Source organism: Saccharothrix texasensis, assembly GCF_003752005.1.
GTDB classification, from domain to species: domain Bacteria; phylum Actinomycetota; class Actinomycetes; order Mycobacteriales; family Pseudonocardiaceae; genus Actinosynnema; species Actinosynnema texasense.
This window is the reverse complement of record NZ_RJKM01000001.1, coordinates 7,664,644-7,689,506: the sequence shown is the minus strand read 5'-3', so window position 1 is coordinate 7,689,506 and position 24,863 is coordinate 7,664,644. Positions and strand designations below refer to the sequence as shown.

The 24,863-nt window shown below is 67.7% G+C and carries 16 protein-coding genes and 3 rRNA genes; 6 read left to right on the top strand and 13 right to left on the bottom strand.

All coding sequences use genetic code 11. The annotated features are described in order from the left end of the window. Nucleotides 1-56: 56 nt before the first annotated feature. The 5 genes from EDD40_RS34590 to EDD40_RS34570 form a co-directional block, all read right to left on the bottom strand. Nucleotides 57-2,846 carry a S8 family serine peptidase gene (locus tag EDD40_RS34590; RefSeq protein WP_123746633.1) on the bottom strand — a complete coding sequence of 930 codons (2,790 nt, stop codon included), beginning with the start codon at nucleotides 2,844-2,846 and terminating at the stop codon, nucleotides 57-59. A gap of 145 nt (nucleotides 2,847-2,991) precedes the next feature. Continuing rightward, nucleotides 2,992-4,560: a deoxyguanosinetriphosphate triphosphohydrolase family protein gene (locus tag EDD40_RS34585; protein WP_123746632.1), complete on the bottom strand. Its 1,569-nt coding sequence runs from the start codon at nucleotides 4,558-4,560 to the stop codon at nucleotides 2,992-2,994. A gap of 128 nt (nucleotides 4,561-4,688) precedes the next feature. Then, nucleotides 4,689-4,805: ribosomal RNA gene (rrf, locus tag EDD40_RS34580) — 5S ribosomal RNA — on the bottom strand. Nucleotides 4,806-4,916: 111 nt separating this feature from the next. Further along, nucleotides 4,917-7,998, bottom strand: a 23S ribosomal RNA gene (locus tag EDD40_RS34575). Nucleotides 7,999-8,348: 350 nt separating this feature from the next. Beyond that, nucleotides 8,349-9,866, bottom strand: a 16S ribosomal RNA gene (locus tag EDD40_RS34570). Together the 16S, 23S and 5S rRNA genes form the textbook arrangement of a ribosomal RNA operon. A 513-nt stretch (nucleotides 9,867-10,379) precedes the next feature. On the opposite strand from EDD40_RS34570, the gene EDD40_RS34565 reads away from it, so the two are divergent. From EDD40_RS34565 to EDD40_RS34545, 5 genes are all read left to right on the top strand, one after another. Beyond that, complete coding sequence (locus EDD40_RS34565; RefSeq protein WP_246038042.1) at nucleotides 10,380-11,348, top strand: MASE1 domain-containing protein; 969 nt, start codon at nucleotides 10,380-10,382, stop codon at nucleotides 11,346-11,348. Then, entirely contained in the window at nucleotides 11,348-12,433 is a 1,086-nt protein-coding gene (locus EDD40_RS34560) for a lycopene cyclase family protein (protein WP_123746631.1), read from the top strand. Before EDD40_RS34565 ends, EDD40_RS34560 begins: the two co-directional genes overlap by 1 nt. A 41-nt stretch (nucleotides 12,434-12,474) precedes the next feature. Beyond that, nucleotides 12,475-14,178 carry a GGDEF domain-containing protein gene (locus tag EDD40_RS34555; RefSeq protein WP_123746630.1) on the top strand — a complete coding sequence of 568 codons (1,704 nt, stop codon included), beginning with the start codon at nucleotides 12,475-12,477 and terminating at the stop codon, nucleotides 14,176-14,178. Between the two features lie 82 nt (nucleotides 14,179-14,260). Further along, the gene (locus EDD40_RS34550) at nucleotides 14,261-15,373 is read left to right on the top strand and encodes a carboxylate-amine ligase (RefSeq protein WP_123746629.1); all 1,113 of its coding nucleotides are present in this window, start codon (nucleotides 14,261-14,263) and stop codon (nucleotides 15,371-15,373) included. Between the two features lie 68 nt (nucleotides 15,374-15,441). Continuing rightward, nucleotides 15,442-15,855, top strand: coding sequence for a CBS domain-containing protein (locus tag EDD40_RS34545; protein ID WP_123746628.1), 414 nt, complete (start codon nucleotides 15,442-15,444; stop codon nucleotides 15,853-15,855). 412 nt (nucleotides 15,856-16,267) lie between these two features. Here the strand turns inward: EDD40_RS34545 and EDD40_RS34540 are convergent, their stop codons facing one another. From EDD40_RS34540 to EDD40_RS34505, 8 genes are all read right to left on the bottom strand, one after another. Further along, complete coding sequence (locus EDD40_RS34540) at nucleotides 16,268-16,684, bottom strand: metal-sulfur cluster assembly factor (protein WP_123746627.1); 417 nt, start codon at nucleotides 16,682-16,684, stop codon at nucleotides 16,268-16,270. Then, nucleotides 16,681-17,124: a Fe-S cluster assembly sulfur transfer protein SufU gene (gene sufU, locus EDD40_RS34535; RefSeq protein ID WP_053721365.1), complete on the bottom strand. Its 444-nt coding sequence runs from the start codon at nucleotides 17,122-17,124 to the stop codon at nucleotides 16,681-16,683. Before sufU ends, EDD40_RS34540 begins: the two co-directional genes overlap by 4 nt. 1 nt (nucleotide 17,125) lies before the next feature. Then, on the bottom strand, nucleotides 17,126-18,403 hold the full coding sequence (locus tag EDD40_RS34530) for a cysteine desulfurase (protein ID WP_123746626.1): 1,278 nt from the start codon (nucleotides 18,401-18,403) through the stop codon (nucleotides 17,126-17,128). A 62-nt stretch (nucleotides 18,404-18,465) separates the two neighbouring features. Beyond that, nucleotides 18,466-19,239 (bottom strand): Fe-S cluster assembly ATPase SufC, encoded by a 774-nt coding sequence (sufC, locus tag EDD40_RS34525; protein WP_123746625.1) that lies wholly within the window; start codon nucleotides 19,237-19,239, stop codon nucleotides 18,466-18,468. A gap of 54 nt (nucleotides 19,240-19,293) precedes the next feature. Then, on the bottom strand, nucleotides 19,294-19,614 hold the full coding sequence (locus tag EDD40_RS34520) for a non-heme iron oxygenase ferredoxin subunit (RefSeq protein ID WP_123746624.1): 321 nt from the start codon (nucleotides 19,612-19,614) through the stop codon (nucleotides 19,294-19,296). 34 nt (nucleotides 19,615-19,648) lie between these two features. Continuing rightward, nucleotides 19,649-20,839 (bottom strand): Fe-S cluster assembly protein SufD, encoded by a 1,191-nt coding sequence (sufD, locus tag EDD40_RS34515; RefSeq protein ID WP_123746623.1) that lies wholly within the window; start codon nucleotides 20,837-20,839, stop codon nucleotides 19,649-19,651. Between the two features lies 1 nt (nucleotide 20,840). Continuing rightward, a complete protein-coding gene (sufB, locus tag EDD40_RS34510) occupies nucleotides 20,841-22,286 on the bottom strand; it encodes a Fe-S cluster assembly protein SufB (RefSeq protein ID WP_106620034.1) in 1,446 nt (481 codons plus the stop codon). After that, complete coding sequence (locus tag EDD40_RS34505) at nucleotides 22,283-23,038, bottom strand: helix-turn-helix transcriptional regulator (RefSeq protein ID WP_246038040.1); 756 nt, start codon at nucleotides 23,036-23,038, stop codon at nucleotides 22,283-22,285. Before EDD40_RS34505 ends, sufB begins: the two co-directional genes overlap by 4 nt. Nucleotides 23,039-23,154: 116 nt before the next feature. Here EDD40_RS34505 and mptB point away from each other — a divergent pair, with 116 nt between their 5' ends. Continuing rightward, on the top strand, nucleotides 23,155-24,717 hold the full coding sequence (gene mptB, locus EDD40_RS34500) for a polyprenol phosphomannose-dependent alpha 1,6 mannosyltransferase MptB (protein ID WP_246038032.1): 1,563 nt from the start codon (nucleotides 23,155-23,157) through the stop codon (nucleotides 24,715-24,717). The last annotated feature ends 146 nt before the right edge of the window (nucleotides 24,718-24,863 follow it).

The following is a 24,863-nucleotide window of genomic DNA, read 5'->3' as shown; positions in this document are numbered from 1 at the left end:
GAACAAAAGGGCCCCGGGAGCGTGCTCCCGGGGCCCTTCTCACACGCTGGTGACCACTAAACGTAACCGTTGATCTTCAGCGAGACGGAGCGGATCGAGCCGCGGTCGGACGCCGCGCCGTCCGTGACCTTGAACGTCCACGTGCCGTCCACCGGCTCGGCCAGCAGCGCGCCCAGCGGGGTGGTGGGCCGCCACGTGCCGGTGTACGGCGCCAACGCGCTGGTCACCGACGAGAACGGCTGCGCGGCGGTGTCGTCGAACACGACCTGGCACAGGTTGTTGCCCGTCGCGCCGTTGCGCTGGAACAACGTGGCGGTCGCGCCGGACGGCGAGGTCAGCGTGCCGACCAGGTCCCCGACGAACGTGTGGTCGATGCCGACCGTGGTCGCGCCCGTCGTGGTGGTGCAGGTGTCGCCGTCGATCGAGAACGCGATCCTGGAGCCGCGGCCGACGCCGCTGACCGGGATCTCCACCGAGACGCCGGTGGCGTCGTTGTCCGGGATGGCCACGACCGGCCCGGCGTAGGCGAACGTCTTCGCGTCACGGGACGGCTCGCCGACGTTGAGCGTGAACGCGCTCGTGGTCGGCGAGGTGGAGCCCGCGAACGTCACCCGGGCGTCCAGCCGGACGGCCGAGCCGACGCCCAGCGACGCGGGCACGGTCACCTTGAACGTGTTGGTGACCGTCTGGCCGACCTCGACGTTGCCGTAGGACTTCGACCGCGGCGCGATCGTCACACCCGCGGTGGGCGTGGTGAGCACGAGGCTGGTCGACGCGGCCATGCCGTCACCGGAGTTGACCACCGGCACGGTGACCGTGGCCGTGGTGCCCGGCTTCAGGTACTGGCTGCCGTCGGCGTCGTTGACCACGGACGGCTTCACGGCCTTCGCCAGCGGCTGCGGCGAGGCGCCGGTGTAGGCCAGCACCAGGTCGGCGCGCACGACGCCCGCGCCGGTCCGGTTGTCCACGCCCGCTTCGACGAGGTCGATCGCGGTGGCGGTCATCGCCTCCCGCACCTCGGCGGGCGCCAGGCCGGGGTTGCCGGACAGCACCAGGCCCGCGATGCCGGCCGCGTTCGGCGCGGACGCCGACGTGCCGAAGAACGGGTTGAAGCCGGCCACGCTGGTCTGCACGCCGTCGGCGGCGGTCAGGTCGGGCTTCTGCCGCAGCTCCTCGCGCGGCGTGCCGTCGGGCGCGAAGAACACGCGACGCGGACCGTCCGAGGTGAACCGCTCGGGCTTCTGCGTGCCGTCGAACGCGTTGGGGAACGGGCCGCGCGGGTTGGCCGGGTCACCCGGCTCCAGGTCGAACGGCAGCGGGTTGTTCGCCGGCGCCGCCGCCACGCTGATCGCGCCCTTGGCCGCGGAGTGGCCGCGGGTCACACCGGGCGTGGCGAACTTCTTGAGCCCGTCGGAGGAGTCCTTGAAGCGACCACCCAGGGCGCTCAGCGCCAGGTACTTGTCCTCGCCGCGGAACTTGACCACGGCCAGCCGCAGACCGGCTGCGCTCGTGGGCGTGTTCAGCCGCTCGTACGGGTCCTGGCTGCCGTCCTGCACGCCCTGGCTGAACGCCACCACGTTGCCCTGCGAGTTCGCCAGGTACAGGTCGTAGTCGTTGAACGACGAGGTCAGCGGGTCGGACCAGAACAGCGTCACGGGCACGTTGGCCGAGCTGTCCGACAGCGGGTTGAACACCTGCTTGGCGTCCGGCGAGGGGTTGAAGTCGTGCGCGGTGCCGGCGAACTTGCCGACGCCCACACCGGAGTCGACGAACCGGCCCTCCCAGTGGCCCGAGGTGCCGTCGGCGACGTTGCCCTCGTTGCCCGCGGAGGAGAAGAACAGCGCGCCGTCCGCGCTGACCGCGTCCACGGCCTGCGCGATCACGCCGTCCTGGAACGGCGACTCGTTGAAGTAGAGGATGTCGTCCACGATGACGTCGCAGCCCAGCTGGAAGCGCAGGGCGCGGATGTTGTCGGCGAAGCTCGCGTCACCGTTGACCGCGGTGGCGAAGCCGAGGCTCGCGTTGGGCGCGATGTCGTGGAGGATCTCCAGCATCGCGGTGCCCTCGTTGCCGGAGCCCTCCTGGCCGGCGAGGACCTCGACGCCGGCGGGCAGTTCACCGGCGGCCTGCGAGAGCGCGAGCGAGTCGACGCCGTCGGACAGCGCGCACAACTTCACGCCGGTGCCGGTGACGCGGAAGTCGGCACGGGCGGTGTCCGCCGCGTGCGCCCGATCACCCTCACCGGTCTTGACCGCCTGCGGTGCGATCAGCGCCTCGCGGGTGCGGGTCTCGATCTCCCGGGCCTTGTCCTCCTTCGAGGCCGCCGGGTCGGTCTTGCGGTCCTGCTTGTTGAACGTCTTGTACTCGACCGCCGTCTCGACGCGGCGCACGTCGCCGCGGGCGGACAGCTTGGTCAGCGAACCGAGCGGCAGCTGCGCGCGGACCGTCCGGCCCTCGGTGGACACCGAGCGGATGGCCCCACCGGCCGTCTTCACCGCGGCCACCAGGTCGTCGGTGACCTTGAACGCGCGGATGTCCACCACGACGGTGTTTCCGCTTTGGACCTTCACCCCGGTCTGGAGGGCGGGCAGCTTCGTGAACGTGGTGGCGTTCGTCCGGCGCCGCTGCTCGACCACGAGCGCGCTGTCCACTTTGGACTCGGCTTCGGTGAGCGACCTCTTGATGTCCTGCAGCGCGGCGATCTGCGCGGCGGTCTTGTCCTCGACGCCCTTGGACGCCTTGGTCGGATCGGCGGAGGCGGGCGACACGACGCCCAAGGTCAACAGCACGGCGGCACCCGCCGCGATCAGGGCGTTTCTTCGCAGATGACGTTTCGGTGAGCGCACAGGCGTCTCCCCCAGAATCTTGCGTGCCCCCGACGCACGCGGCCCTCGGCCGGATGTCTCCGACCGAGGGGTCAACGTATTGCGCACGGACAAGTACCGTCTGCCACCGTTCGGCCTACTTCTCAGACGGTAGAACCATCACATTTCACAGTACGAACGCATCTGTCCACAGCTGACCGGTGCGTCCGGACAGTGCGTCGAGCAGCGCCGCGGCCTGGTTGTCGGTGAGCGAGGCGATGAAGTCGACCACCGCGCGGCCCCGCGCCAACGCCCGCACGGCGTCCGGACCGGACGGCGTCTCACCCGTCGCTCCGACCAGGACCGACGGGTCCGTGCGCGCGAGCGCCGCGTACTCCTCCCCCGCCAGCTCCACCAGGTCGTGCAGCCGGCGCGGCAACCGGTTCGCCTCGTGCCGGTCGGTGACCCACTGCTCCAACGCCTCGACCAGTGCCGTGAGCAGCCGCGCCTGGCCGCGCTGGTGCAACGCCAGGTCGGGCCGCAGCAGCACGAACCGGCGGTGCACGAACTTCAACACCTGCACCTCGTGCCACTGCGGCACGGCCAGCACCACGTGCCCCGACCTGGTCGTCGGCTCCTCCACCACACCGACCGAGTCGACCAGGCGCCGCGTCCAGCGGGCGGAGAACCCGGCCACGGCCTGCTCCGCCTCCACCGAACCGTCGAACGGCACCGCCAGCAGACCGTCGACCAGCTCGGCCCGCACCTTCGCCACGGCCTGCGCGAACACGTCGTCGTCCACCGCCCACGAGTCCTTCGCGTGCAGCCGCCGCCGCAGCGCCTCCAGCGAACGACCCGGGCGGCGTTCCTGCGCGGCGAGGTCCGCGGCGCTCAACCCCGCCAGCTCCACCGCGTGCTCCAGCCACGTGTTCAGCTCGGTCGAGACCGCGGCGTGCTGGAGCACACCCACCCGGTGGAAGTCCTCCAGGTCGTGGATGGCGTAGGCGATGTCGTCGGCCGTGTCCATGACCGACGCCTCGACCGTCTGCTGCCACGGCTCCAGCCGGGCCGTGTAGAACGCGCGGGACTGCTCGACGTCGTCCAGCTCGGTGACGTAGGCGGAGAACTTGCTCGACCCGGTGCCCGGCCCGTCGGTCGGCTCGGCCGCGCCGCGGGGCGGCGCGGGCAGGTCCCTCGGGTGCGGCTTCGGGTACGACAAGCGCGTCCACGGGTACTTCAGCATCGCCGCGCGCACCGCCACCGTCAGGTCCAACCCGACCGCCGCCGGTCCCCGCACGTCCGTTGTCGTGACGATCCGGAACGACTGGGCGTTGCCCTCGAACCCGTCCGACAACCCGAACCGGTGCCGCGCCAACCGGTCGAGGACCTGCTCGCCGAGGTGCCCGAACGGCGGGTGCCCCAGGTCGTGCGCCAGCGAAGCGGCCTCCACCACGTCCGGGTCGCAGCCGCCGAGCTTCTCCAGCAGGTTCGCCACGTCGGGCCGGGTGCCGAGGCGTTCGGCGATGGCACGGGCCGCCTGCGCGACCTTCAAGCTGTGCGTGAGCCGGTTGTGCACCAGCAACCCGGAACCGGTCGAGCTGACGACCTGCGTCACACCGCCGAGCCGGGCGAAGAACGGTGAACTCGCCACACGGTCACGGTCCACGCGGAACGGGTTCGTGGCCAGGTCCGAGTGGACGGTGGCGCTCCCGCCGGAGCGGCGCTGCGTTCGGGGGTCGACCGGCTCGTGGTGCATGGCAGGAAACTACTCAACCCCACCCGCTGATGCCGAGGATCCCGGTCACACCGCCCTCCGCCGGCGGTGCTGAACGCGAAAAAGCCTTCAGGGGCACCCTGACCGGGTGCCCCTGAAGGCGAAGAATTGTTCGGCGGCGTCCTACTCTCCCACACCCTCACGAGTGCAGTACCATCGGCGCTGGAAGGCTTAACTACCGGGTTCGGAATGGGACCGGGTGTTCCCCAACCGCTATGACCACCGAAACACTATGAAATTACCAACCCGTAGGCACCACACCCCACCCCACACAAGAGGTGGACCGTGACGGTCCGGTTCGGTTCTTTCAGAACCGCACAGTGGATGCGTAGCGTCTTCATGACAAGTCCTCGGCCTATTAGTACCGGTCAACTCCAGCCGTTACCGACCTTCCATCTCCGGCCTATCAACCCAATGGTCTCTTGGGGGCCTTAACCCACAAAGGGGTGGGATACCTCATCTAGGAACAGGCTTCCCGCTTAGATGCTTTCAGCGGTTATCCCTTCCGAACGTAGCCAACCAGCAATGCCCTTGGCAGGACAACTGGCACACCAGAGGTCCGTCCGTCCCGGTCCTCTCGTACTAGGGACAGCCTTCCGCAAGTATCCTACGCGCGCGGCGGATAGGGACCGAACTGTCTCACGACGTTCTAAACCCAGCTCGCGTACCGCTTTAATGGGCGAACAGCCCAACCCTTGGGACCTACTCCAGCCCCAGGATGCGACGAGCCGACATCGAGGTGCCAAACCATGCCGTCGATATGGACTCTTGGGCAAGATCAGCCTGTTATCCCCGGGGTACCTTTTATCCGTTGAGCGACCACGCTTCCACAAGCCATGGCCGGATCACTAGTTCCGACTTTCGTCCCTGCTCGACCTGTCGGTCTCACAGTCAAGCTCCCTTGTGCACTTGCACTCGACACCTGATTGCCAACCAGGCTGAGGGAACCTTTGAGCGCCTCCGTTACCCTTTGGGAGGCAACCGCCCCAGTTAAACTACCCACCAGGCACTGTCCCTGATCCGGATCACGGACCGAGGTTAGACATCCAGTACGACCAGAGTGGTATTTCAACGACGACTCCACACTGACTGGCGTCAGCGCTTCACAGTCTCCCACCTATCCTACACAAGCCGAACCGAACACCAATACCAAGCTATAGTAAAGGTCCCGGGGTCTTTCCGTCCTGCCGCGCGTAACGAGCATCTTTACTCGTAGTGCAATTTCGCCGGGCCTGTGGTTGAGACAGTCGAGAAGTCGTTACGCCATTCGTGCAGGTCGGAACTTACCCGACAAGGAATTTCGCTACCTTAGGATGGTTATAGTTACCACCGCCGTTTACTGGCGCTTAAGTTCTCAGCTTCGCCCCGAAAGACTAACCGGTCCCCTTAACGTTCCAGCACCGGGCAGGCGTCAGTCCGTATACATCGTCTTGCGACTTCGCACGGACCTGTGTTTTTAGTAAACAGTCGCTTCTCGCTGGTCTCTGCGGCCGAAAAATCCTAGCCCGCAAGGGGCTTCAAATCCCTCGGCCCCCCTTCTCCCGAAGTTACGGGGGCATTTTGCCGAGTTCCTTAACCACAGTTCGCCCGATCGCCTCGGTATTCTCTACCTGACCACCTGTGTCGGTTTGGGGTACGGGCCGCATGAACACTCACTAGAGGCTTTTCTCGGCAGCATGGGATCACTCTACTTCGCCTCAATCGGCTATGCATCACGTCTCAGCCTTCATGCAGCACGGATTTGCCTATGCTACGGCCTACACGCTTACACCAGTACTACCACTCACTGGCGGAGCTACCCTCCTGCGTCACCCCATCGCTTGACTACTACAAGTTCAGGTCCCGCGCTCCACATCGCCCCTCATCCGAAGAATCAGAGCGGGCTTCGGGCGGTTAGTATCACAAGGTTCGCCATGGGCGCGTTCACACGGGTACGGGAATATCAACCCGTTGTCCATCGACTACGCCTGTCGGCCTCGCCTTAGGTCCCGACTTACCCTGGGCGGATTAGCCTGGCCCAGGAACCCTTGGTCATCCGGCGGACGAGTTTCTCACTCGTCTTTCGCTACTCATGCCTGCATTCTCACTCGTCCAGCCTCCACACCTGGATCACTCCGGCGCTTCAATGGCTGAACGACGCTCCCCTACCCATCCCAGCATGACACTGAAATGACACGGCTTCGGCGGTGTGCTTGAGCCCCGCTACATTGTCGGCGCAGGACCACTTGACCAGTGAGCTATTACGCACTCTTTAAAGGGTGGCTGCTTCTAAGCCAACCTCCTGGTTGTCTGGGCGACCCCACATCCTTTCCCACTTAGCACACACTTAGGGGCCTTAGCCGGCGTTCTGGGCTGTTTCCCTCTCGACTACGAAGCTTATCCCCCGCAGTCTCACTGCCGCGCTCTCACGTACCGGCATTCGGAGTTTGGTTGATTTCGGTAAGCTTGTGGGCCCCCTAGACCATCCAGTGCTCTACCTCCGGCACGAAACACACGACGCTGCACCTAAATGCATTTCGGGGAGAACCAGCTATCACGGAGTTTGATTGGCCTTTCACCCCTAACCACAGCTCATCCCCCAGGTTTTCAACCCTGGTGGGTTCGGGCCTCCACGCGGTCTTACCCACGCTTCACCCTGGCCATGGCTAGATCACTCCGCTTCGGGTCTAGACCACGCGACTCACACGCCCTATTCGGACTCGCTTTCGCTACGGCTACCCCACACGGGTTAACCTCGCCACGCAGCACTAACTCGCAGGCTCATTCTTCAAAAGGCACGCCGTCACCCCTAAAGGCTCCGACGGATTGTAGGCACACGGTTTCAGGTACTATTTCACTCCCCTCCCGGGGTACTTTTCACCTTTCCCTCACGGTACTAGTCCGCTATCGGTCACCAGGTAGTATTCAGGCTTAGCGGGTGGTCCCGCCAGATTCACAGCGAATTTCACGAGTACGCTGCTACTTGGGAACATCACTAGGAGATGTCGGGTTTTCACGTACGGGACTCTCACCCTCTACGGCCACGCTTTCCAGACGCGTTCCGCTAACCACGACATTTTATGACTCCTTGCCAGTCCGGCAGAACCGGCCAGTAAGTCCCACGACCCCGTACACGCAACCCCTGCCGGGTATCACACGAATACGGTTTAGCCTCTTCCGCTTTCGCTCGCCACTACTCACGGAATCACGGTTGTTTTCTCTTCCTGCGGGTACTGAGATGTTTCACTTCCCCGCGTTCCCTCCACACGCCCTATGTGTTCAGGCGTGGGTGACCCCACATGACTGGGGCCGGGTTTCCCCATTCGGATACCCTTGGATCTCAGCTCGGTTGACAGCTCCCCAAGGCTTTTCGCAGTCTCCTACGTCCTTCATCGGCTCCTGGTGCCAAGGCATCCACCGTGTGCCCTTAATAACTTGCCACAAAGATGCTCGCATCCACTGTGCAGTTCTCAAAGAACAACCAGACACCATCCCGCTACTGCCCACGCCTACCGGACAACCCGGCGGTTCGCGGACGGAGACCGTCCTGTCGTTTCTCGCTGAAAGAGACACTCACGTGTTCTCTCAGGACCCAACAGCGTACCGAACAGAAGACTCGAACCCTCGGGAGACCCTTCCATGCCCTTACGGACAGTACTAACTCCCCGGACGATCCCAGATTCTGTATATAGCCAGCATCCACATCATTGAGCAACCACCGATCGATCATTCGCCGATCGCGAGGCTCTCCACAGGCCCTCCGAAGAGAACCGGTGAGGAATGCTCCTTAGAAAGGAGGTGATCCAGCCGCACCTTCCGGTACGGCTACCTTGTTACGACTTCGTCCCAATCGCCAGTCCCACCTTCGACCGCTCCCCCCAGCAAGCTGGTTGGGCCACGGGCTTCGGGTGTTACCGACTTTCGTGACGTGACGGGCGGTGTGTACAAGGCCCGGGAACGTATTCACCGCAGCGTTGCTGATCTGCGATTACTAGCGACTCCGACTTCACGGGGTCGAGTTGCAGACCCCGATCCGAACTGAGACCGGCTTTGTGGGATTCGCTCCACCTCACGGCTTAGCAGCCCTCTGTACCGGCCATTGTAGCATGTGTGAAGCCCTGGACATAAGGGGCATGATGACTTGACGTCATCCCCACCTTCCTCCGAGTTGACCCCGGCAGTCTCCCATGAGTCCCCGCCATTACGCGCTGGCAACATGGAACGAGGGTTGCGCTCGTTGCGGGACTTAACCCAACATCTCACGACACGAGCTGACGACAGCCATGCACCACCTGTACACCAGTCCGAAGAGGCCTACATCTCTGCAGGTTTCCGGTGCATGTCAAGCCCAGGTAAGGTTCTTCGCGTTGCATCGAATTAATCCACATGCTCCGCCGCTTGTGCGGGCCCCCGTCAATTCCTTTGAGTTTTAGCCTTGCGGCCGTACTCCCCAGGCGGGGTGCTTAATGCGTTAGCTGCGGCACGGAGGACGTGGAAGTCCCCCACACCTAGCACCCACCGTTTACGGCGTGGACTACCAGGGTATCTAATCCTGTTCGCTCCCCACGCTTTCGCTCCTCAGCGTCAGTATCGGCCCAGAGACCCGCCTTCGCCACCGGTGTTCCTCCTGATATCTGCGCATTTCACCGCTACACCAGGAATTCCAGTCTCCCCTGCCGAACTCAAGTCTGCCCGTATCGACTGCAGGCTCCACGTTAAGCGTGAAGTTTTCACAGCCGACGCAACAAACCGCCTACGAGCTCTTTACGCCCAATAATTCCGGACAACGCTCGCACCCTACGTATTACCGCGGCTGCTGGCACGTAGTTAGCCGGTGCTTCTTCTGCGGGTACCGTCAGTTGCCCTTCGTCCCCGCTGAAAGAGGTTTACAACCCGAAGGCCGTCATCCCTCACGCGGCGTCGCTGCATCAGGCTTTCGCCCATTGTGCAATATTCCCCACTGCTGCCTCCCGTAGGAGTCTGGGCCGTGTCTCAGTCCCAGTGTGGCCGGTCACCCTCTCAGGCCGGCTACCCGTCGTCGCCTTGGTAGGCCATTACCCCACCAACAAGCTGATAGGCCGCGGGTCCATCCTGTACCGCCGGAACTTTCCACCCCACAAGATGCCTAATGGAGTCATATCCGGTATTAGACCTAGTTTCCCAGGCTTATCCCAGAGTACAGGGCAGGTTACCCACGTGTTACTCACCCGTTCGCCGCTCGTGTACCCCGAAGGGCCTTACCGCTCGACTTGCATGTGTTAAGCACGCCGCCAGCGTTCGTCCTGAGCCAGGATCAAACTCTCCAATAAGGAATGTTTGATCGCTCCGAACAACACTGACATGAATGTCAGTTGTCCAGTAACAATCTCAAAGGAAACCTCTTGACGAGGTTCATAAATTTACTGGCTATTCGGCACGCTGTTGAGTTCTCAAAGAACACGCGCTCACCATTTCGTTCCGCAGTCTTACCGCGGTTCAATCCGGGGCTTTGTGTTTCCGGTGTTTCGCTTGCTGTGGTTGAACCTTAGCTCGTTCGTTTTCGCGGTGTCAAATCGGCCGGTTTCGGCTTCTCGGCTCCGCGCTGAACTCGCTTCGCATTCAATTTGGTTCTACCGTCCGGAGCGGAGGCAGCACTCTGTGCTGCTGATTCAGTCCCGGGGGCTTCTGCGCGCCGCGCTCCGTTCCGGTTTCTCTCCGGCCCGTTCCGCGCTGGCAGAGAGAAAGTTACACCCCGGCCCCCGCAGAGACAAATCGGGGGGTCGGTTACGTCATCTCCGCAGCTAGGCGTGGTGCGACCTCCGAGGACGGTGGATGCTGTGCCGGTGCAGCTCTCGCCTCGGCTCGGCCGGTACGCGCTCCACGTCGTCCTCGTCGCGGCTGGTTACTACGCGGGCGCGCTGGTCGGTCTCCTCCAAGCACTCGTCAACGACCAGGTGACGCCGCTGTGGCCGCCTACCGGTGTCGCGGTGCTCGCGCTCCTGCTGGGCGGGTTGAAGATGTGGCCGGGCATCGCGCTGGGCGCGTTCGTGGCCAACTCGACGCTCTCCGACCTCGGCGCGACGGTCCTCATCACCGCCGGCAACACGATCGGTCCCGTGGTCGCCTACCTCCTGCTGAGGAGAGCGGGCTTCCAGCCGGCGATGGACCGCGCGCGTGACGCGCTCGCCCTGGTCTTGTTGGGCGGGCTCGTGGGCATGGCGGTCAGCGCCACGATCGGCGCGGGCACGTTGCTGGTGACGGGTGTCATCGACGGCGGGCTGTTCTGGTCGACGTGGACGGTGTGGTGGACCGGTGACGCGCTGGGTGTGCTGGTGTTCGTGCCGATCGTCCTGGCGTTCCGCTCGTTCCGGTTGCGCGGCCACACCGCGCGCCGGTGGGCGGAGGCTGCCGCGTTGTTGGCGAGCACGGCGGTGGTGATGGCCGTGGCGAGCACGCACGATTTGCGGCTGATGTACCTGGTGTTCCCGTTCCTGATCTGGGCGGCGCTGCGCTTCCAGCACCTGGGCACGGCGCCGTGCGCGTTGGTCGCGTCGACCCTGGCGGCGCGGGGCGCGGCGCGCAGCACGGGTCCGTTCGCCGATCTGGACCTGCCGGTGCGGATGGTGACGCTCCAGGCGTTCAACGGGACGGCGGTGTTGACGGCGTTGCTGTTGTCGGCGGTGATCTCGGAGCGCAACGCGGCGCGTGAGGCGATCGAGCGGACGGTGACGCAGTTGGCGGGTGTGGTGGCGCGGCACCAGCCGCTGGCGCTGGGCGACCTGCTGCCGCCGGAGCGGCGGGAGAAGCGCTAGTGGACGTGGTGGTCGTGGGTGGCGGGCCGGCGGGGCGGGCGTTGGCGCGGGCGTGCGCGGCGCGGGGTCTGGGCACGGTGCTGGTCGATCCGAACCCGGGGCGGTTGTGGCGGGCGACCTACGCGGCGTGGGTGGACGAGTTGCCGGCCGATGCGCCGGTGGCGGTCAGCACGTCGAGGGCTCGTGCGGTGACGACGGCGGAGCACGTGATCGGGCGGGGTTACGCCGTGCTGGACAACGAGCGGTTGCGGTGGTTGCCGGACGGTGTCCGGGTGGTCGCGGGGCGGGTGGTGGCGCGCACCGAGCGGAGGGTGGTGTTGGCCGACGGGCGGGTGTTGACCGGACGGGTGGTCGACGCGAGCGGCGCGGTGGGTGGTCGGGCGGCGCAGACGGCGGTCGGTGTGGTGGTGCCGGCGGCGGTGGCGGCGCCGTTCGTGGGCGCGGACGAGGCGTTGATCATGGACTGGCGCAGGCCCGCGGCGGCGACGACGGGTGATCCGACGTTCCTCTACGCGATCCCGGTGTCGGCGGACGAGGTGTTGTTGGAGGAGACGTCGTTGGCGCGCCGGCCTGGGCTGCCGCTGAGGGAGTTGCGGTTGCGGTTGCACGCGCGCCTGGCCGGGCACGGCATCCCGGTGCCGGCGGACGAGGAACGGGTGCGCATCACGTTGGACGGGCGGGCGCGCGACGGGGCGTTCGGCGCGGCGGCGGGGTGGATCCACCCGGCGACGGGGTACAGCGTGGCGGCGGCGTTGCGGCGGGCGCCCGTCGTGGCGGATGCGATCGTGGAGGGCCGTGCGGTGCGGCGGTCGGGGGTGGAGCGCACGGTGCGCGCGTTGCGGTTGAGAGGTCTGGAGGCGTTGCTGGCGCTGCCGCCCGACGAGGTGCCGGAATTCTTCGACATCTTTTTCCGGTTGTCCGGGAGTCTTCAGCGCGACTACCTGGGCGGGCACGACGACGCGCTCGATGACCTGCGCGGGACCGTGCGGGCGATGCTCCGGCTGTTCGGCTCGGCGTCATGGGTTATGCGCGCTCGGTTGGCATTTCCTGTGCAATCGGCCAAAAGTGCGGGAACACCGGGTTAACGGTCTCGGCAAAAGAAGATCGACCGGGCACGATCGACGCCGTGCCCGCCTTGCTGGATGACGTCCGGTTCGCCTTCCAGCCGTTGTTCAACCTCCACACCGGAGGGGTCGTGGCGGTGGAAGCGCTGGCCCGACCGCACGACGGCACCGTCCAGGACCTGCTGCGGATGGCGTTCCGCGCCGGGTACCTGGCCAACACCGACGTGGCGCTCGCGTGCCGCGCGGTCCGGGACGCGGCCGACCACGGGCTCGGTCTGCCGCTGCACGTGAACCTGCTCGCGTTGACGGTCGCGGACAAGCCCGAGCTGATGGCTCCGCTCTACGGCGCGTTGCGCGAGGTGGGGCGCACCCCGGCCGATGTGGTGGTGGAGGTCGGCACGCCGTACTCGCGTGCGCCGCGCCGGTTGTTGGTCCGGGGCGTCGAGCGGTTGCGGGAGGACGGGTTCCGGATCGGTCTGGACGGGGTCGGTGAGGGTGATTCGCCGTTGTCGCTGCTGACCGAGGTGCGGCCGGACGTGATCAAGCTGGACCGGGAGGTGGTGGTGGCGCTGCCCACCGATCCCGCCCGGTTCGCGTTGGCGCAGGCGTTGCAGCACTTGTGCGAGCACATCGGTTCGCTGGTCGTCGCGGAGGGTGTGGAGACCGAGGCGCAGTTGGCGGCGCTGCGCCGGTTGGGGGTGCGGCTCGCGCAGGGCAACCTGCTGGCGGGCCCGCAGCGCCGGCCCAAGGTGGATGCGACGATCGCGGCGGTGTTGAGCGAGGTGAGCGACCCGGAGTCGGTCACGAGCACGATGACCGCGCCGTTGCGGCGCCAGGCGGGGCCGAGGGTCACCGACTTCCTGCACCCGGCGACCACGTTGCCCGACTCGGCGACGTCCGAGGAGGTGCGGGACGTGCTGGCGAACCAGCCGACGGTCAGCGGCGTCGTGCTGGTGGACGGTGAGGGCAGGCCGCGGTGGACCGTGGACCGCAACCGGTTCCTGCTGGCGGTGACGGGGCCGTTCGGGCACGCCCTGCACGCGAAGCGGGAGGCGGCGCGGTTGGCGGACCGGCCGAAGCTGATCGGTTCGGGGTCCAGCGCGCTGGAGTTGTTGGACGTGGTGGCGCACGCGAACCGTGAGCGCACCAACGACGACTTGGTGGTCGTGGACGACGACGACCGCTGCCTCGGTGTGGTGCGGGTCGCGGACGTGGTGCGCGGTGTGGCCGAGATGAAGGTGGAGCAGGCCGCGGCGTTGAGCCCGTTGACGCGGTTGCCGGGCAGCGACTCGATCGCGCGCGAGGTGGATCGGCGCATCCTGGGTGGCGAGTTGTTCGCGGTGGGGTGGTTGGACGTGGACGCGTTCAAGCGGGTGAACGACTCGGCGGGGTTCGCGGCGGGTGACGATTTGATCCGGGCGATCGGGCGGGCGCTCACCGAGGGTGCGCCGTCGTTCCCGGGGGTGCAGGTGGGGCACGTCGGTGGGGACGACTTCCTGGTGGTGGCCGGGTTGGACGAGGTCGTGCCGTTCGCCGCGGGTGTGCTGGACGTGCCGTTCGAGGTGGAGGGGCGTGGGGTGACGTTGTCGTTGGCGACGTTGATCTGCGCGGCCGGGTCGGTGGGGTCGTACCGGGAGGTGTCCCGGTTGCTGGCGCCGTTGAAGGAGCACGCGAAGTCGTTGCGGGGCACCAGTTGGGTGTTGGGGCGGCCGGGCAGCGACCACGTCGACGTCCTGCGCGGCGGGCCGCACCTGGCGGTCGGCTAGGAAGTTCACCGCAAAGCCGCATGTGCGGCCGGTTCGGTTACTCATAGCATCAGGCGGACTACCCTGCGTCAGGAGGTCCCTGGTGAGCGAGGTCACCGCCCTACCGCTTCCGCGAGTCGTCTCGGACCTGCCGTTGTCGGTGGGGGTCGAGGAGGAGTTCCTGCTGGTCGACGCGAGCACCGGGGAGCTGGTGCCGTTGGCGGCCGAGGTGTTGGGCGGCGCCCGTTCGGGGCTCGACCTGCAGACCGAGATCACGCTTTACCAGGTGGAGAGCGCCACGCGGGTGTGCCGGAGCATGGCTGAGGTGCGTGAGGAGCTCTTGTCGGCACGGCGGGCGCTGGCCGCGCTGGCGGGTGTGCACGACGCGCGGATCGTGGCGACCGGGACCCCGGTGCTGGGTGGCGTCTACCCGCCGCCGTTGACCGACTCCGACCGGTATCGCACGATCGCCGCCGAGTACGGGTCGTTGATCGACGGGCTGACCATCTGCGGCTGCCACGTGCACGTCGGGATACCGGACGAGGAGACCGGGGTGCTGATCAGCAACCACCTGCGGCAGTGGCTGCCGGTGCTGTTGGCGATCAGCGCGAACTCGCCGTTCGCGAACGGGCGTGACACGGGCTACGCGAGTTGGCGCTACCTGTCGTGGAGCCCGTGGCCGTCGGCGGGCGCGCCGCCGTGGTTCGAGTCGCCGGAGGACTACCACCGCGCCACGGGGGTGCTGCGGTCGGCGGGGGCGGCGTTGGATCCGGCGATGGTCTACTGGGACGTGCGGCTGTCGGAGCGGCACCCGACGGTGGAGCTGCGGGTGTGCGACGTGGCGGCGACCGTGGACGAGGCCGTGCTGCTGGCCGCTTTGGTGCGGGCGATCGCGGCGACGGCGTCGGCCGGTGTGCCCGCGCAGCGCGTGCCGGACCTGGCGGTGCGGACGGCGTTGTGGCGGTCGGCGCGGGACGGGTTGGACGGCGCGGGGATCGAGCCGTTGAGCGGTCGGTTGGTGCCGGCGCAGGACATGGTGCGGGCGCTGGTGGACTGGACGCGTCCGGCGCTGCGCGAGGCCGGGGACGAGGACCTGGTGGTCGACGGCATCGACCGGTTGTTGGTGGACGGCACGGGCGCGGTGCGGCAGCGGCGGGCGTTCCGGCGGCGGGGGTCGCTCGCGGACGTGGTCGAGATGCTGGTGGCGCAGACGTAGCCGCCGCCGAGGTGCCGGCCGGGCCGGACCGGCGCATGCTTGGTGGCAGGCGAACAAGGAGGTTCGGCATGACCACCGCACGGGAGATCATGAATTCCGGTGTCCAGTGCGTCAAGGAGGACCAGAGCCTGCTCGACGCGGCCCGGATGATGCGGGACCTGAACGTCGGCTCGTTGCCGATCTGCGGCAAGGACGACCGGCTGCACGGCATCATCACCGATCGCGACATCGTGCTGCGCTGCGTGGCCGAGGGCCGTGATCCCGCGTCGATGCGGGCCGGCGACATGTCGGGGCACCTGCACTGGGTCGAGGCGGACGACGACCTGTCGCACGTGCTGCGGACGATGGAGGACAACCAGATCCGCCGGCTGCCGGTGATCGAGTCGCACCGGCTGGTCGGCATGGTGTCGGAGGCGGACCTCGCCCGGCACCTGGACGAGTCGCAGATCGCGGAGTTCGTGGAACGCGTCTACGCCCGCTGACTCTGACCCGTCCACTGGCCCGCTCTTCCCCCGAAGGAAGGGCTTCGTGTCATCCCGCCGACCTGGCTCCGCCCTACCGCGCGTGTCAAGGGGGCTCGTCCAGCACTACCCGCGGCATTCACCGGGGCCGCCCCCTTGATACGTGTGGTAGCCCGTAGGGAGGTCGGTGGGATGACACGAACCCCGACCCACCACTCAACCGGAGCATCACCACGAACCCGGTCATCCTGCTGATCTGCCCGTCCGGCGAGGACTCTTTCAGTTTTTGGTTCTTGATCTTCCCCTCACCGAAACCAAGCCCTCCGGTCCAGGCCGCCATCACAAAACAGGGGCCCCCTCACCGGGGACCCCTGCGAAACTCCAGCCGAACGGCGAACCCGCCAGACGGCGAACCCGCCCAACCGTGAACCTGTCAGACCGTGAACCCGAGGGCCCGCAGCTGCTCACGGCCGTCGTCGGTGATCTTCTCCGGCCCCCACGGCGGCATCCACACCCAGTTGATGCGGAAGTCGTTGACGATCCCGCTCGCACCGCCGCCGCCGCCCACGAGCGCCGACCGCGTCTGGTCCTCGATGACGTCCGTCAACGGGCACGCCGCCGACGTCAGCGTCATGTCGATGAGGGCGACGTTCTCCTCGTCGACGCGGATGTCGTAGACCAGGCCCAGGTCCACGACGTTGATGCCCAGCTCCGGGTCGACGACGTCGCGCATGGCTTCTTCGACGTCGTCCACCGCGGCCACGTCTGCCTTCGGCGCGGGCGGCTCGGGCATGCCCTCGATGCCGCGCACCACGTCCTCTTCGGCGGTCATGCCTTGTTCGGCGGTCATGCCTTTGCTCCCTCGCTGCGTGCCACCGCGTCCTTGAACGCCATCCACCCCAGCAGCGCGCACTTCACGCGCGCCGGGTACTTCGCCACGCCCGCGAACGCGATGCCGTCCTCCAGGACGTCCTCGTCGGGTTCCACCTGGCCGCGGCCCTGCATGAGCTCCACGAACGCGTCCATCTTCTCGAACGCCTCCCCCAGCGGCTTGCCGACCACCAGGTCGGTGAGCACGGAGGTGGACGCCTGGCTGATGGAGCAGCCCTGCCCGTCGTACGACACGTCGCGCACGGTGTCGCCGTCGAGCGAGACCCGCAGCGTCACCTCGTCGCCGCACGTGGGGTTGATCTGGTGCGACTCGGCGTCGTACGGGTCGCGCAGGCCGCGCCCGTGCGGGTTCTTGTAGTGGTCCAGGATGATTTCCTGGTACATCTGCTGAAGCTGCACGTCAGACCACCCCGAAGAACTTCTGCGCCTCGCGGACGGCGTCGACCAGGGCGGTCACCTCGTCCGGTGTGTTGTACAGGTAGAAGCTGGCCCGCACGGTGGCGGCGGCGTTCATCCGCCGGTGCAGGGGCCACGCGCAGTGGTGGCCGACGCGGACCGCGACGCCCAGGCTGTCGAGGACCTGGCCGGCGTCGTGCGCGTGGATGCCGTCGACGACGAACGACACCGCGCCGCCTCGGTCGACCGCCTCCGTGGGGCCCACGACCCGCACGCCCGGCACTTCGGCCAGGCCGCGCAGCGCCAGTTCGGTGAGCTGGTGCTCGTGCGCGGCGATCCGGTCCATGCCGATGGCGTCGAGGTAGTCGACCGCCGCGCCGAGCGCCACGGCCTGCGACGTCATGGGCACGCCCGCTTCGAACCGCGCGGGTGGCGGCGCGAACGTCGACTGCGCCATGTGCACCATCTCGATCATCGACCCGCCGGTGAGGAACGGCGGCAGGGTTTCGAGCAGCTCGCGGCGCCCGTACAGGACGCCGATGCCGGACGGCCCGAGCATCTTGTGGCCGCTGAACACCGCGAAGTCCACGCCGAGCGCCTTGAAGTCGACCGGGCCGTGCGGCACGGACTGGCAGGCGTCGAGCACGGTGAGCGCGCCCACCGCGCGGGCCGCGTCGGCCAGCACCCGCACCGGGTTGACCGTGCCGAGCACGTTCGACTGGTGGGTGAACGCGACGACCTTGGTGGCCGGGGTGATCAACGAGTCCAGGTCGGACAGGTCGAGCCGGCCCTCGTCCGTCACGCCGAACCAGCGCAGCGTCGCGCCCGTGCGGGCGGCCAGCTGCTGCCACGGCACGAGGTTCGCGTGGTGCTCCATCTCGGTGACGACGATCTCGTCGCCGGGGCCGAGGCGGAACCGCTCGGCTTCGGGGCCCGCGGTGGCGGCGTTGCCCATCGCGTAGGCGACGAGGTTCACGCCTTCCGTGGCGTTCTTGGTGAAGACGATCTCGCCGTAGTCGACGCCGACGAAGTCGGCGACCTTCTGCCGGGCGCCCTCGTAGGCGTCGGTGGCCTCTTCGGCCAGTTGGTGCGCCCCGCGGTGCACCGCGGCGTTGGCGGTCTCCAGGAAGGCGCGCTCGGCGTCGAGGACCTGCCTCGGGCGTTGCGAGGTGGCGCCGGAGTCCAGGTAGACCAGCCGCTTCCCCTCCCGCACGGTGCGGCCCAGGATCGGGAAGTCCGCGCGGACGGTAGCGACGTCCAGTGCAGTGGCGGTGGTGGTCACTGGTCCGACGCCTCCTCTCGGTACGTGGTCACGGACAAGGTGTTGCCCCACAGGGTGCAACGTCAGGCGATGCCGGCTGCTTCCGGCTTTCCGATGTACTTCACGTAACCCTCGGCCTCGAGCTGGTCGGCCAGCTCCGGACCGCCGGACTCGGCGATGCGGCCACCGGCGAACACGTGCACGAAGTCGGGCGAGATGTACTTGAGGATCCGGGTGTAGTGCGTGATCAGCATGACGCCGACCTCACCGGACCGCTTGTACCGGTTCACGCCCTCGGACACGACGCGCAGCGCGTCGACGTCCAGGCCGGAGTCGGTCTCGTCGAGGATGGCGATCTTCGGCTGGAGCAGCCCGAGCTGCAGGATCTCGTGGCGCTTCTTCTCGCCGCCGGAGAAGCCCTCGTTGACGGAGCGCTCGGCGAAGGCCGGGTCGATGTCCAGCTCGGACATCGCCTCCTTGACCTCCTTGACCCAGTGGCGCAGCTTCGGCGCCTCGCCGCGCACGGCGGTGGCGGCGGTGCGCAGGAAGTTCGACATCGAGACGCCGGGCACCTCGACCGGGTACTGCATGGCGAGGAACACGCCCGCGCGGGCGCGCTCGTCCACGGTCATCTCCAGCACGTCCTCGCCGTCCAGCAGCACGCTGCCGGAGGTGACGTCGTACTTGGGGTGCCCGGCGATGGCGTAGGACAAGGTGGACTTGCCCGAGCCGTTGGGGCCCATGATCGCGTGGGTCTCGCCTGCCTTGATGGTCAGGTCGACGCCCTTGAGGATCTCCTTGGCACCGTCGTCGGTGTTGACCGAGACGTGCAGGTCCTTGATCTCCAGAGTGGCCATTGGTACTTCGTTCTCCTGGTGTTGCGGGCGAGGAAAGTCAGTTCGTAGCCAGGGTCAGTTCACCGCTGCGGTGACGTCCACGTAGACGTCGTCCCCGCGCAGTTCGACGGCGAACACGTCGACCGGCTCGGTGGCGGGCGGCGAGGACGGGCGGCCGGTGCGCAGGTCGAAGCACGACCCGTGCAGCCAGCACTCCACGCCCTTGCGCGTCACCTCGCCCTCGCTGAGCGCCACTTCGGCGTGCGAGCACAGGTCGCGCAGGGCGTGCACGGTGCCGCCGTCGCGGACGAGCAGGACCGGGGTGTGCTCGTCGCCGACCTCGAACGCGGCGGGTTTGCCGTCGTCGAGGTCGGTCAGCGAGCACACCCTGTTCATGCGGTGCCTCCGCTGGGGCACGCGCGTCGGCACGTCACACGCCCACCGCTTCGAGCTCCGCCTCGATCGCGGCTTCCAGGCGCTCGCGCACCTCGGGGACGGCGATCTTGAGCAGGATCTCGTGGAAGAAGCCGCGCACGACCAGCCGGCGCGCCTGGTCCTCCGGGATGCCCCGGGCCTGGAGGTAGAACAGCTGCTCGTCGTCGAACCGGCCGGTGGCGCTGGCGTGGCCCGCGCCTTCGATCTCGCCGGTCTCGATCTCCAGGTTGGGCACCGAGTCGGCGCGCGCGCCGTCGGTGAGCACCAGGTTCCGGTTGAGCTCGAAGGTCTCGGTGCCCTCGGCGGCGGCGCGGATGAGCACGTCGCCGATCCACACCGTGTGCGCGTCCTCGCCCTGCAACGCGCCCTTGTAGACCACGTTGCTGCGGCAGTTGGACGCCGAGTGGTCGATGAAGGTGCGGTGCTCCAGGTGCTGGCCGGCGTCGGCGAAGTACAGGCCGAGCAGTTCGGCGTCGCCGCCGCGGCCGGTGTAGGTGACCGTGGGCGTGAGGCGGACGACGTTGCCGCCGAGGGTGATGACGGTGTGCTTGAACGAGGCGTCGCGGCCCAGCTTGGCGTGGTGCGACGAGACGTGCACCGCGTCGTCGGCCCAGTCCTGGATGGCGACCACGGTGAGGTGCGCGCCGTCGCCGACGACGAACTCGATGTTGTCGGCGTACGCGCCGGAGCCGCGGTGGTCGATGACGACGACGGCCTCGGCGAACTGCTCGGCGCGCACGTGCAGGTGGCCGTAGGCGACCTGGCCCTCGCCCGCGCCGGTCACCGTGATGGTGGTCGGCTCGGACTTCGCGTCACCGGGGAGGGTGACGACGGTGGCCTCGGTGAACGACGTCCAGGCCTGGGCGGCGACGCGGTCACCGGGGGTGCCCGCGACGCCGAGGCGCTCGTCGCCGCGCGCCGCGGTCTCGACCGTGACGCCCTCCGGCGCGTCGACCTCGACGTTCGCGGTGCCGGTGGCCTCGGCGCCGTTGTGCAGGTTCGCCAGGCGCTTCATGGGGGTGAAGCGCCAGATCTCCTCGCGACCGCCGGGCACTTCGAACGCGTTCACGTCGAAGGACGTGAAGTGGTCCGCGCGCGAAGAGATCGGGGCGGTGCCCGTCTTCCCGGCTCCACCGTGCGAGTGGGCCGTCAGGCCGTGTTGCTGGTCTTCGGTGGTGACGGCCATGTCAGCCGACGGCCCCTTCCATCTGCAGCTCGATCAGGCGGTTCAGCTCGAGGGCGTACTCCATCGGCAGCTCGCGCGCGATGGGCTCGACGAACCCGCGCACGATCATCGCCATGGCCTCGTCCTCGTTGAGACCGCGGGACATCAGGTAGAACAGCTGGTCCTCGGAGACCTTCGAGACCGTGGCCTCGTGACCCATCGACACGTCGTCCTCGCGGACGTCGACGTACGGGTAGGTGTCCGAGCGGCTGATGTTGTCCACCAGCAGCGCGTCGCACTTGACCGTGGACTTCGAGTGGTGCGCCCGCTTGTTGACCTGGACCAGGCCGCGGTAGGAGGTGCGGCCGCCGCCGCGCGCCACCGACTTCGACACGATCGTGGACGACGTGTGCGGCGCCATGTGCACCATCTTCGCGCCGGCGTCCTGGTGCTGGCCCTCGCCCGCGAACGCGATCGAGAGGACCTCGCCCTTGGCGTGCTCGCCCATCAGGAACACGGCCGGGTACTTCATGGTGACCTTGGAGCCGATGTTGCCGTCGATCCACTCCATGGTCGCGCCCTCTTCGGCCTTGGCGCGCTTGGTGACCAGGTTGTAGACGTTGTTCGACCAGTTCTGGATGGTCGTGTAGCGGCAGCGACCACCCTTCTTGACGATGATCTCCACGACGGCGGAGTGCAGCGAGTCCGACGAGTAGATCGGCGCGGTGCAGCCCTCGACGTAGTGCACGTACGCGCCCTCGTCGACGATGATCAGCGTGCGCTCGAACTGGCCCATGTTCTCGGTGTTGATCCGGAAGTAGGCCTGCAGCGGGATGTCGACGTGGACGCCCTTGGGCACGTAGATGAACGAGCCGCCCGACCACACCGCGGAGTTCAGCGCGGAGAACTTGTTGTCACCCGAAGGGATGACGGAGCCGAAGTACTCCTTGAACAGCTCCGGGTGCTCGCGCAGCGCCGTGTCCGTGTCGAGGAAGATGACGCCCTGCTCCTCGAGGTCCTCGCGGATCTTGTGGTAGACGACCTCGGACTCGTACTGGGCCGCGACGCCGGACACCAGGCGCTGCTTCTCCGCCTCCGGGATGCCGAGGCGGTCGTAGGTGTTCTTGATCTCGTCGGGCAGGTCGTCCCAGGTCGCCGCCTGCTTCTCGGTCGACCGGACGAAGTACTTGATGTTGTCGAAGTCGATGCCCGACAGGTCGGAGCCCCAGGTCGGCATGGGCTTGCGGTCGAACAACCGCAGCGCCTTGAGCCGGAACTCCAGCATCCACTCGGGCTCGTTCTTCTTCGCCGAGATGTCCCGAACGACGTCCTCGTTCAGGCCCCGGCGAGCGCTCGCGCCTGCCACGTCCGAGTCGGACCAGCCGAACTCGTAGTTGCCGATGCTCGCCAGGGTCTCTTCCTGGGTGAGCGGGGCTGTGGTGGTGCGCTGCTCGGCAGCGGCAGTCATGCGGGCTCCCCTCCATCTGAAGTCTGATCGTCGGCTCCGCCGACTGGAGTCTGGTCGTCGGTTCCGCCGACCGTGATCCGGGGTGTGTTCGGGATGTGCGTCGTGCACACGGCATCGCCGCGGGCGATGGTGGCCAGGCGCTGGACGTGCGTGCCGAGCAGGTCGGCGAACGCCGCCGTCTCGGTCTCGCACAGCTGCGGGAACTCCGCCGCGACGTGCGCCACCGGGCACAGGTGCTGGCAGAGCTGCTCGCCCGCCCCCACGTGGCGCGCCGAGGCAGCGTAGCCCTCCCTGGTCAGCGCCACCGCGAGGGCCTTGGCCCGCTCCGCGGCGTCGGGCTGGGCCACGATGGCCGCGCGGTGCTGGTCGACGAATGCGGACACCCGTCGTTCGGCGAAGGCTCGTACCGCCTCCTCCCCGCCCTGTTCGGCGAGGAACCGCAGCGCGGCCACGGCGAGGTCGTCGTAGGCGTGCCCGAAGCGGGCCCGCCCCTGCTCGGTCAGCAGGAAGAGCTTGGCCGGGCGACCCCGGCCGCGCTGACCCCGTCGAGAGGCCTCCCTGCTGGTCGCCTCGCCGTCGGCCACCAGCGCGTCGATGTGCCGGCGCACCGCCGTGGGGCTCAGGCCCAGCTGCTCCGCGACCGAGGCCGCGGTCACCGGGCCCTGCTCCAGGAGGAGCCGTGCGACGGCGTGCCGGGTACGGCCGTCGTGCCCGGACGGCACAGCGGTCGAAGAGGTCCCGGCGTTTTTCACAACACCAGTGTTGCGTATTTCGCGGGCCGCCGCAAAGATCGGCCCTCGTCGGGTGACCCGAGTCACGCGATCGAGCCGGTCGCTACCCTTCGGACGTGGCGGCGGGCGGAATGGTGATGGCGAACCGAAGCGAGATCGGCGAGGCAGCACCCCTCGACGCGCCCGAACGGCGACAGCTCGACGTGATCCGCCGGTGGGGCACGGTGGGCGCGTTGCTGCTGGCCGTCGGGTCGCTCGGGTCGGGCGCCGCGCCCATCTTCAGCCCGCTGCCGGGCACGCCGCTGCTCGGCCTGTTCCCCCGGATGCCCAGCGCGTCGATGGCGGTCGCGTGGACCGGCATCTTCCTCATCGTGTCGGCCTGGCTGTGGCTGGGCCGGTTCGCCCGGCCGGGCCGTCCCCGGCTGATGTCGCGCAGCCAGCTCGACCGCACCCTGCTCATGTGGATCACGCCGCTGGTGTTCGTGCTGCCCATGTTCAGCCGGGACGTCTACAGCTACCTGGCGCAGTCGCAGATCGCGGCCAACGGGCAGGACCCGTACGAGCTCGGCCCGGCCACGGCGCTGGGCGTCGAGCACGACCTGACCAAGAACGTGCCGAACATCTGGCGCGAGACGCCCGCGCCGTACGGGCCGCTGTTCCTGGCCGCCGGACGGGTCATCTCGATGGTGACCGGCGACAGCGTCCTGCCCGGCATCTTCCTGCACCGGCTGCTGGGACTCCTGGGGCTGGCGATGATCGTGTGGGCGCTGCCCCGGCTGGCCCGGCGGTTCGGCGTGCCGCCGGTGAGCGCGCTGTGGCTGGGCGCGGCGAACCCGCTCGTGCTGTTCCACCTGGTCGTGGGCGTGCACAACGAAGGCCTGGCGATCGGCCTGATGCTGGTGGGGCTGGAGTTGGCGCTGCGGAAGATGCCCGTGGTCCCCGGCACACCGATGACACGTGAAGAGCTGCTGTGGATAGTCCTCGGCGCGACCATGATCACGTTCGGGGCGGCGGTGAAGATCCCGGCGGCCCTGGCCCTCGGCTTCCTGGGCGTGCTGATCGCGCGGCGGTGGGGCGGACGGCTCACCGACCTGGTGCGGGCGGCGCTGTTGCTGCTGGTCATCTCGGGTGTGGTGATGGTCGGGACGTGCGTCGGCACCGGGCTCGGGTTCGGGTGGGTGGAGACGCTGAACGTGGCCGGCACGGTGAAGAGCTGGATGTCGCCGCCGACCGCGATGGGGTTCATGGGCGGCGGCCTCGGGCTGGCGCTCGGGCTGGGCAACCACACCGAGTCGGTGATCGTGCTGATGCGGATCGTGACCCAGGCCGTGTCCGTGGTGATCGTGGCGACGCTGCTGTGGAAGGCGTTCCGGGGTCGGATCAAGGCGGTCAACGGCCTGGGCGCCGGGTTGGGCGCGGTGCTCGTGCTCGGGCCCGTGCTGCAACCGTGGTACGTGCTGTGGGCGGCGTTGCCGCTGGCCACGGCCGTGCTGGCACGTCGGTTCCGGGTGTTCGCGACGACCGCGAGCGCGGTGATCGCGGTGATCCTGCCGCCGACGGGCTCGGCGTTCGACGGGCGGGCGTACATCGTGCCGCAGGCCGTGGCGGGCGCCCTGATCACGTTCGCCGTGTGCCTCTTCGTCGCCCGCAAACAGGTGATCCCCCTCATCAAGCGCGACCCGCTCCCCGGCTCCGCCTGACCCCCACCGCGCGTGAGTCCTACCTCCACGCGGCGTGAGCCCTACGTTCGGAACAGCCGAGTTGAACGCTCAGCACACTCGGCGTCGGTCGAGGCTCGCGTCGAGCGTTGAATTCACCCCTCGTGAACGTAGGACTCTCGACGCGT

Bases quoted from the DNA above. Each gene is read 5' to 3' on its own strand.
- EDD40_RS34585 (WP_123746632.1), bottom strand. From the start codon at position 4,560: ATGCACCACGAGCCGGTCGACCCCCGAACGCAGCGCCGCTCCGGCGGG.
- EDD40_RS34545 (WP_123746628.1), top strand. From the start codon at position 15,442: ATGACCACCGCACGGGAGATCATGAATTCCGGTGTCCAGTGCGTCAAG.
- EDD40_RS34540 (WP_123746627.1), bottom strand. From the start codon at position 16,684: ATGACCGCCGAACAAGGCATGACCGCCGAAGAGGACGTGGTGCGCGGC.
- sufC (WP_123746625.1), bottom strand. From the start codon at position 19,239: ATGGCCACTCTGGAGATCAAGGACCTGCACGTCTCGGTCAACACCGAC.
- EDD40_RS34520 (WP_123746624.1), bottom strand. From the start codon at position 19,614: ATGAACAGGGTGTGCTCGCTGACCGACCTCGACGACGGCAAACCCGCC.
- sufD (WP_123746623.1), bottom strand. From the start codon at position 20,839: ATGGCCGTCACCACCGAAGACCAGCAACACGGCCTGACGGCCCACTCG.
- sufB (WP_106620034.1), bottom strand. From the start codon at position 22,286: ATGACTGCCGCTGCCGAGCAGCGCACCACCACAGCCCCGCTCACCCAG.
- mptB (WP_246038032.1), top strand. From the start codon at position 23,155: ATGGCGAACCGAAGCGAGATCGGCGAGGCAGCACCCCTCGACGCGCCC.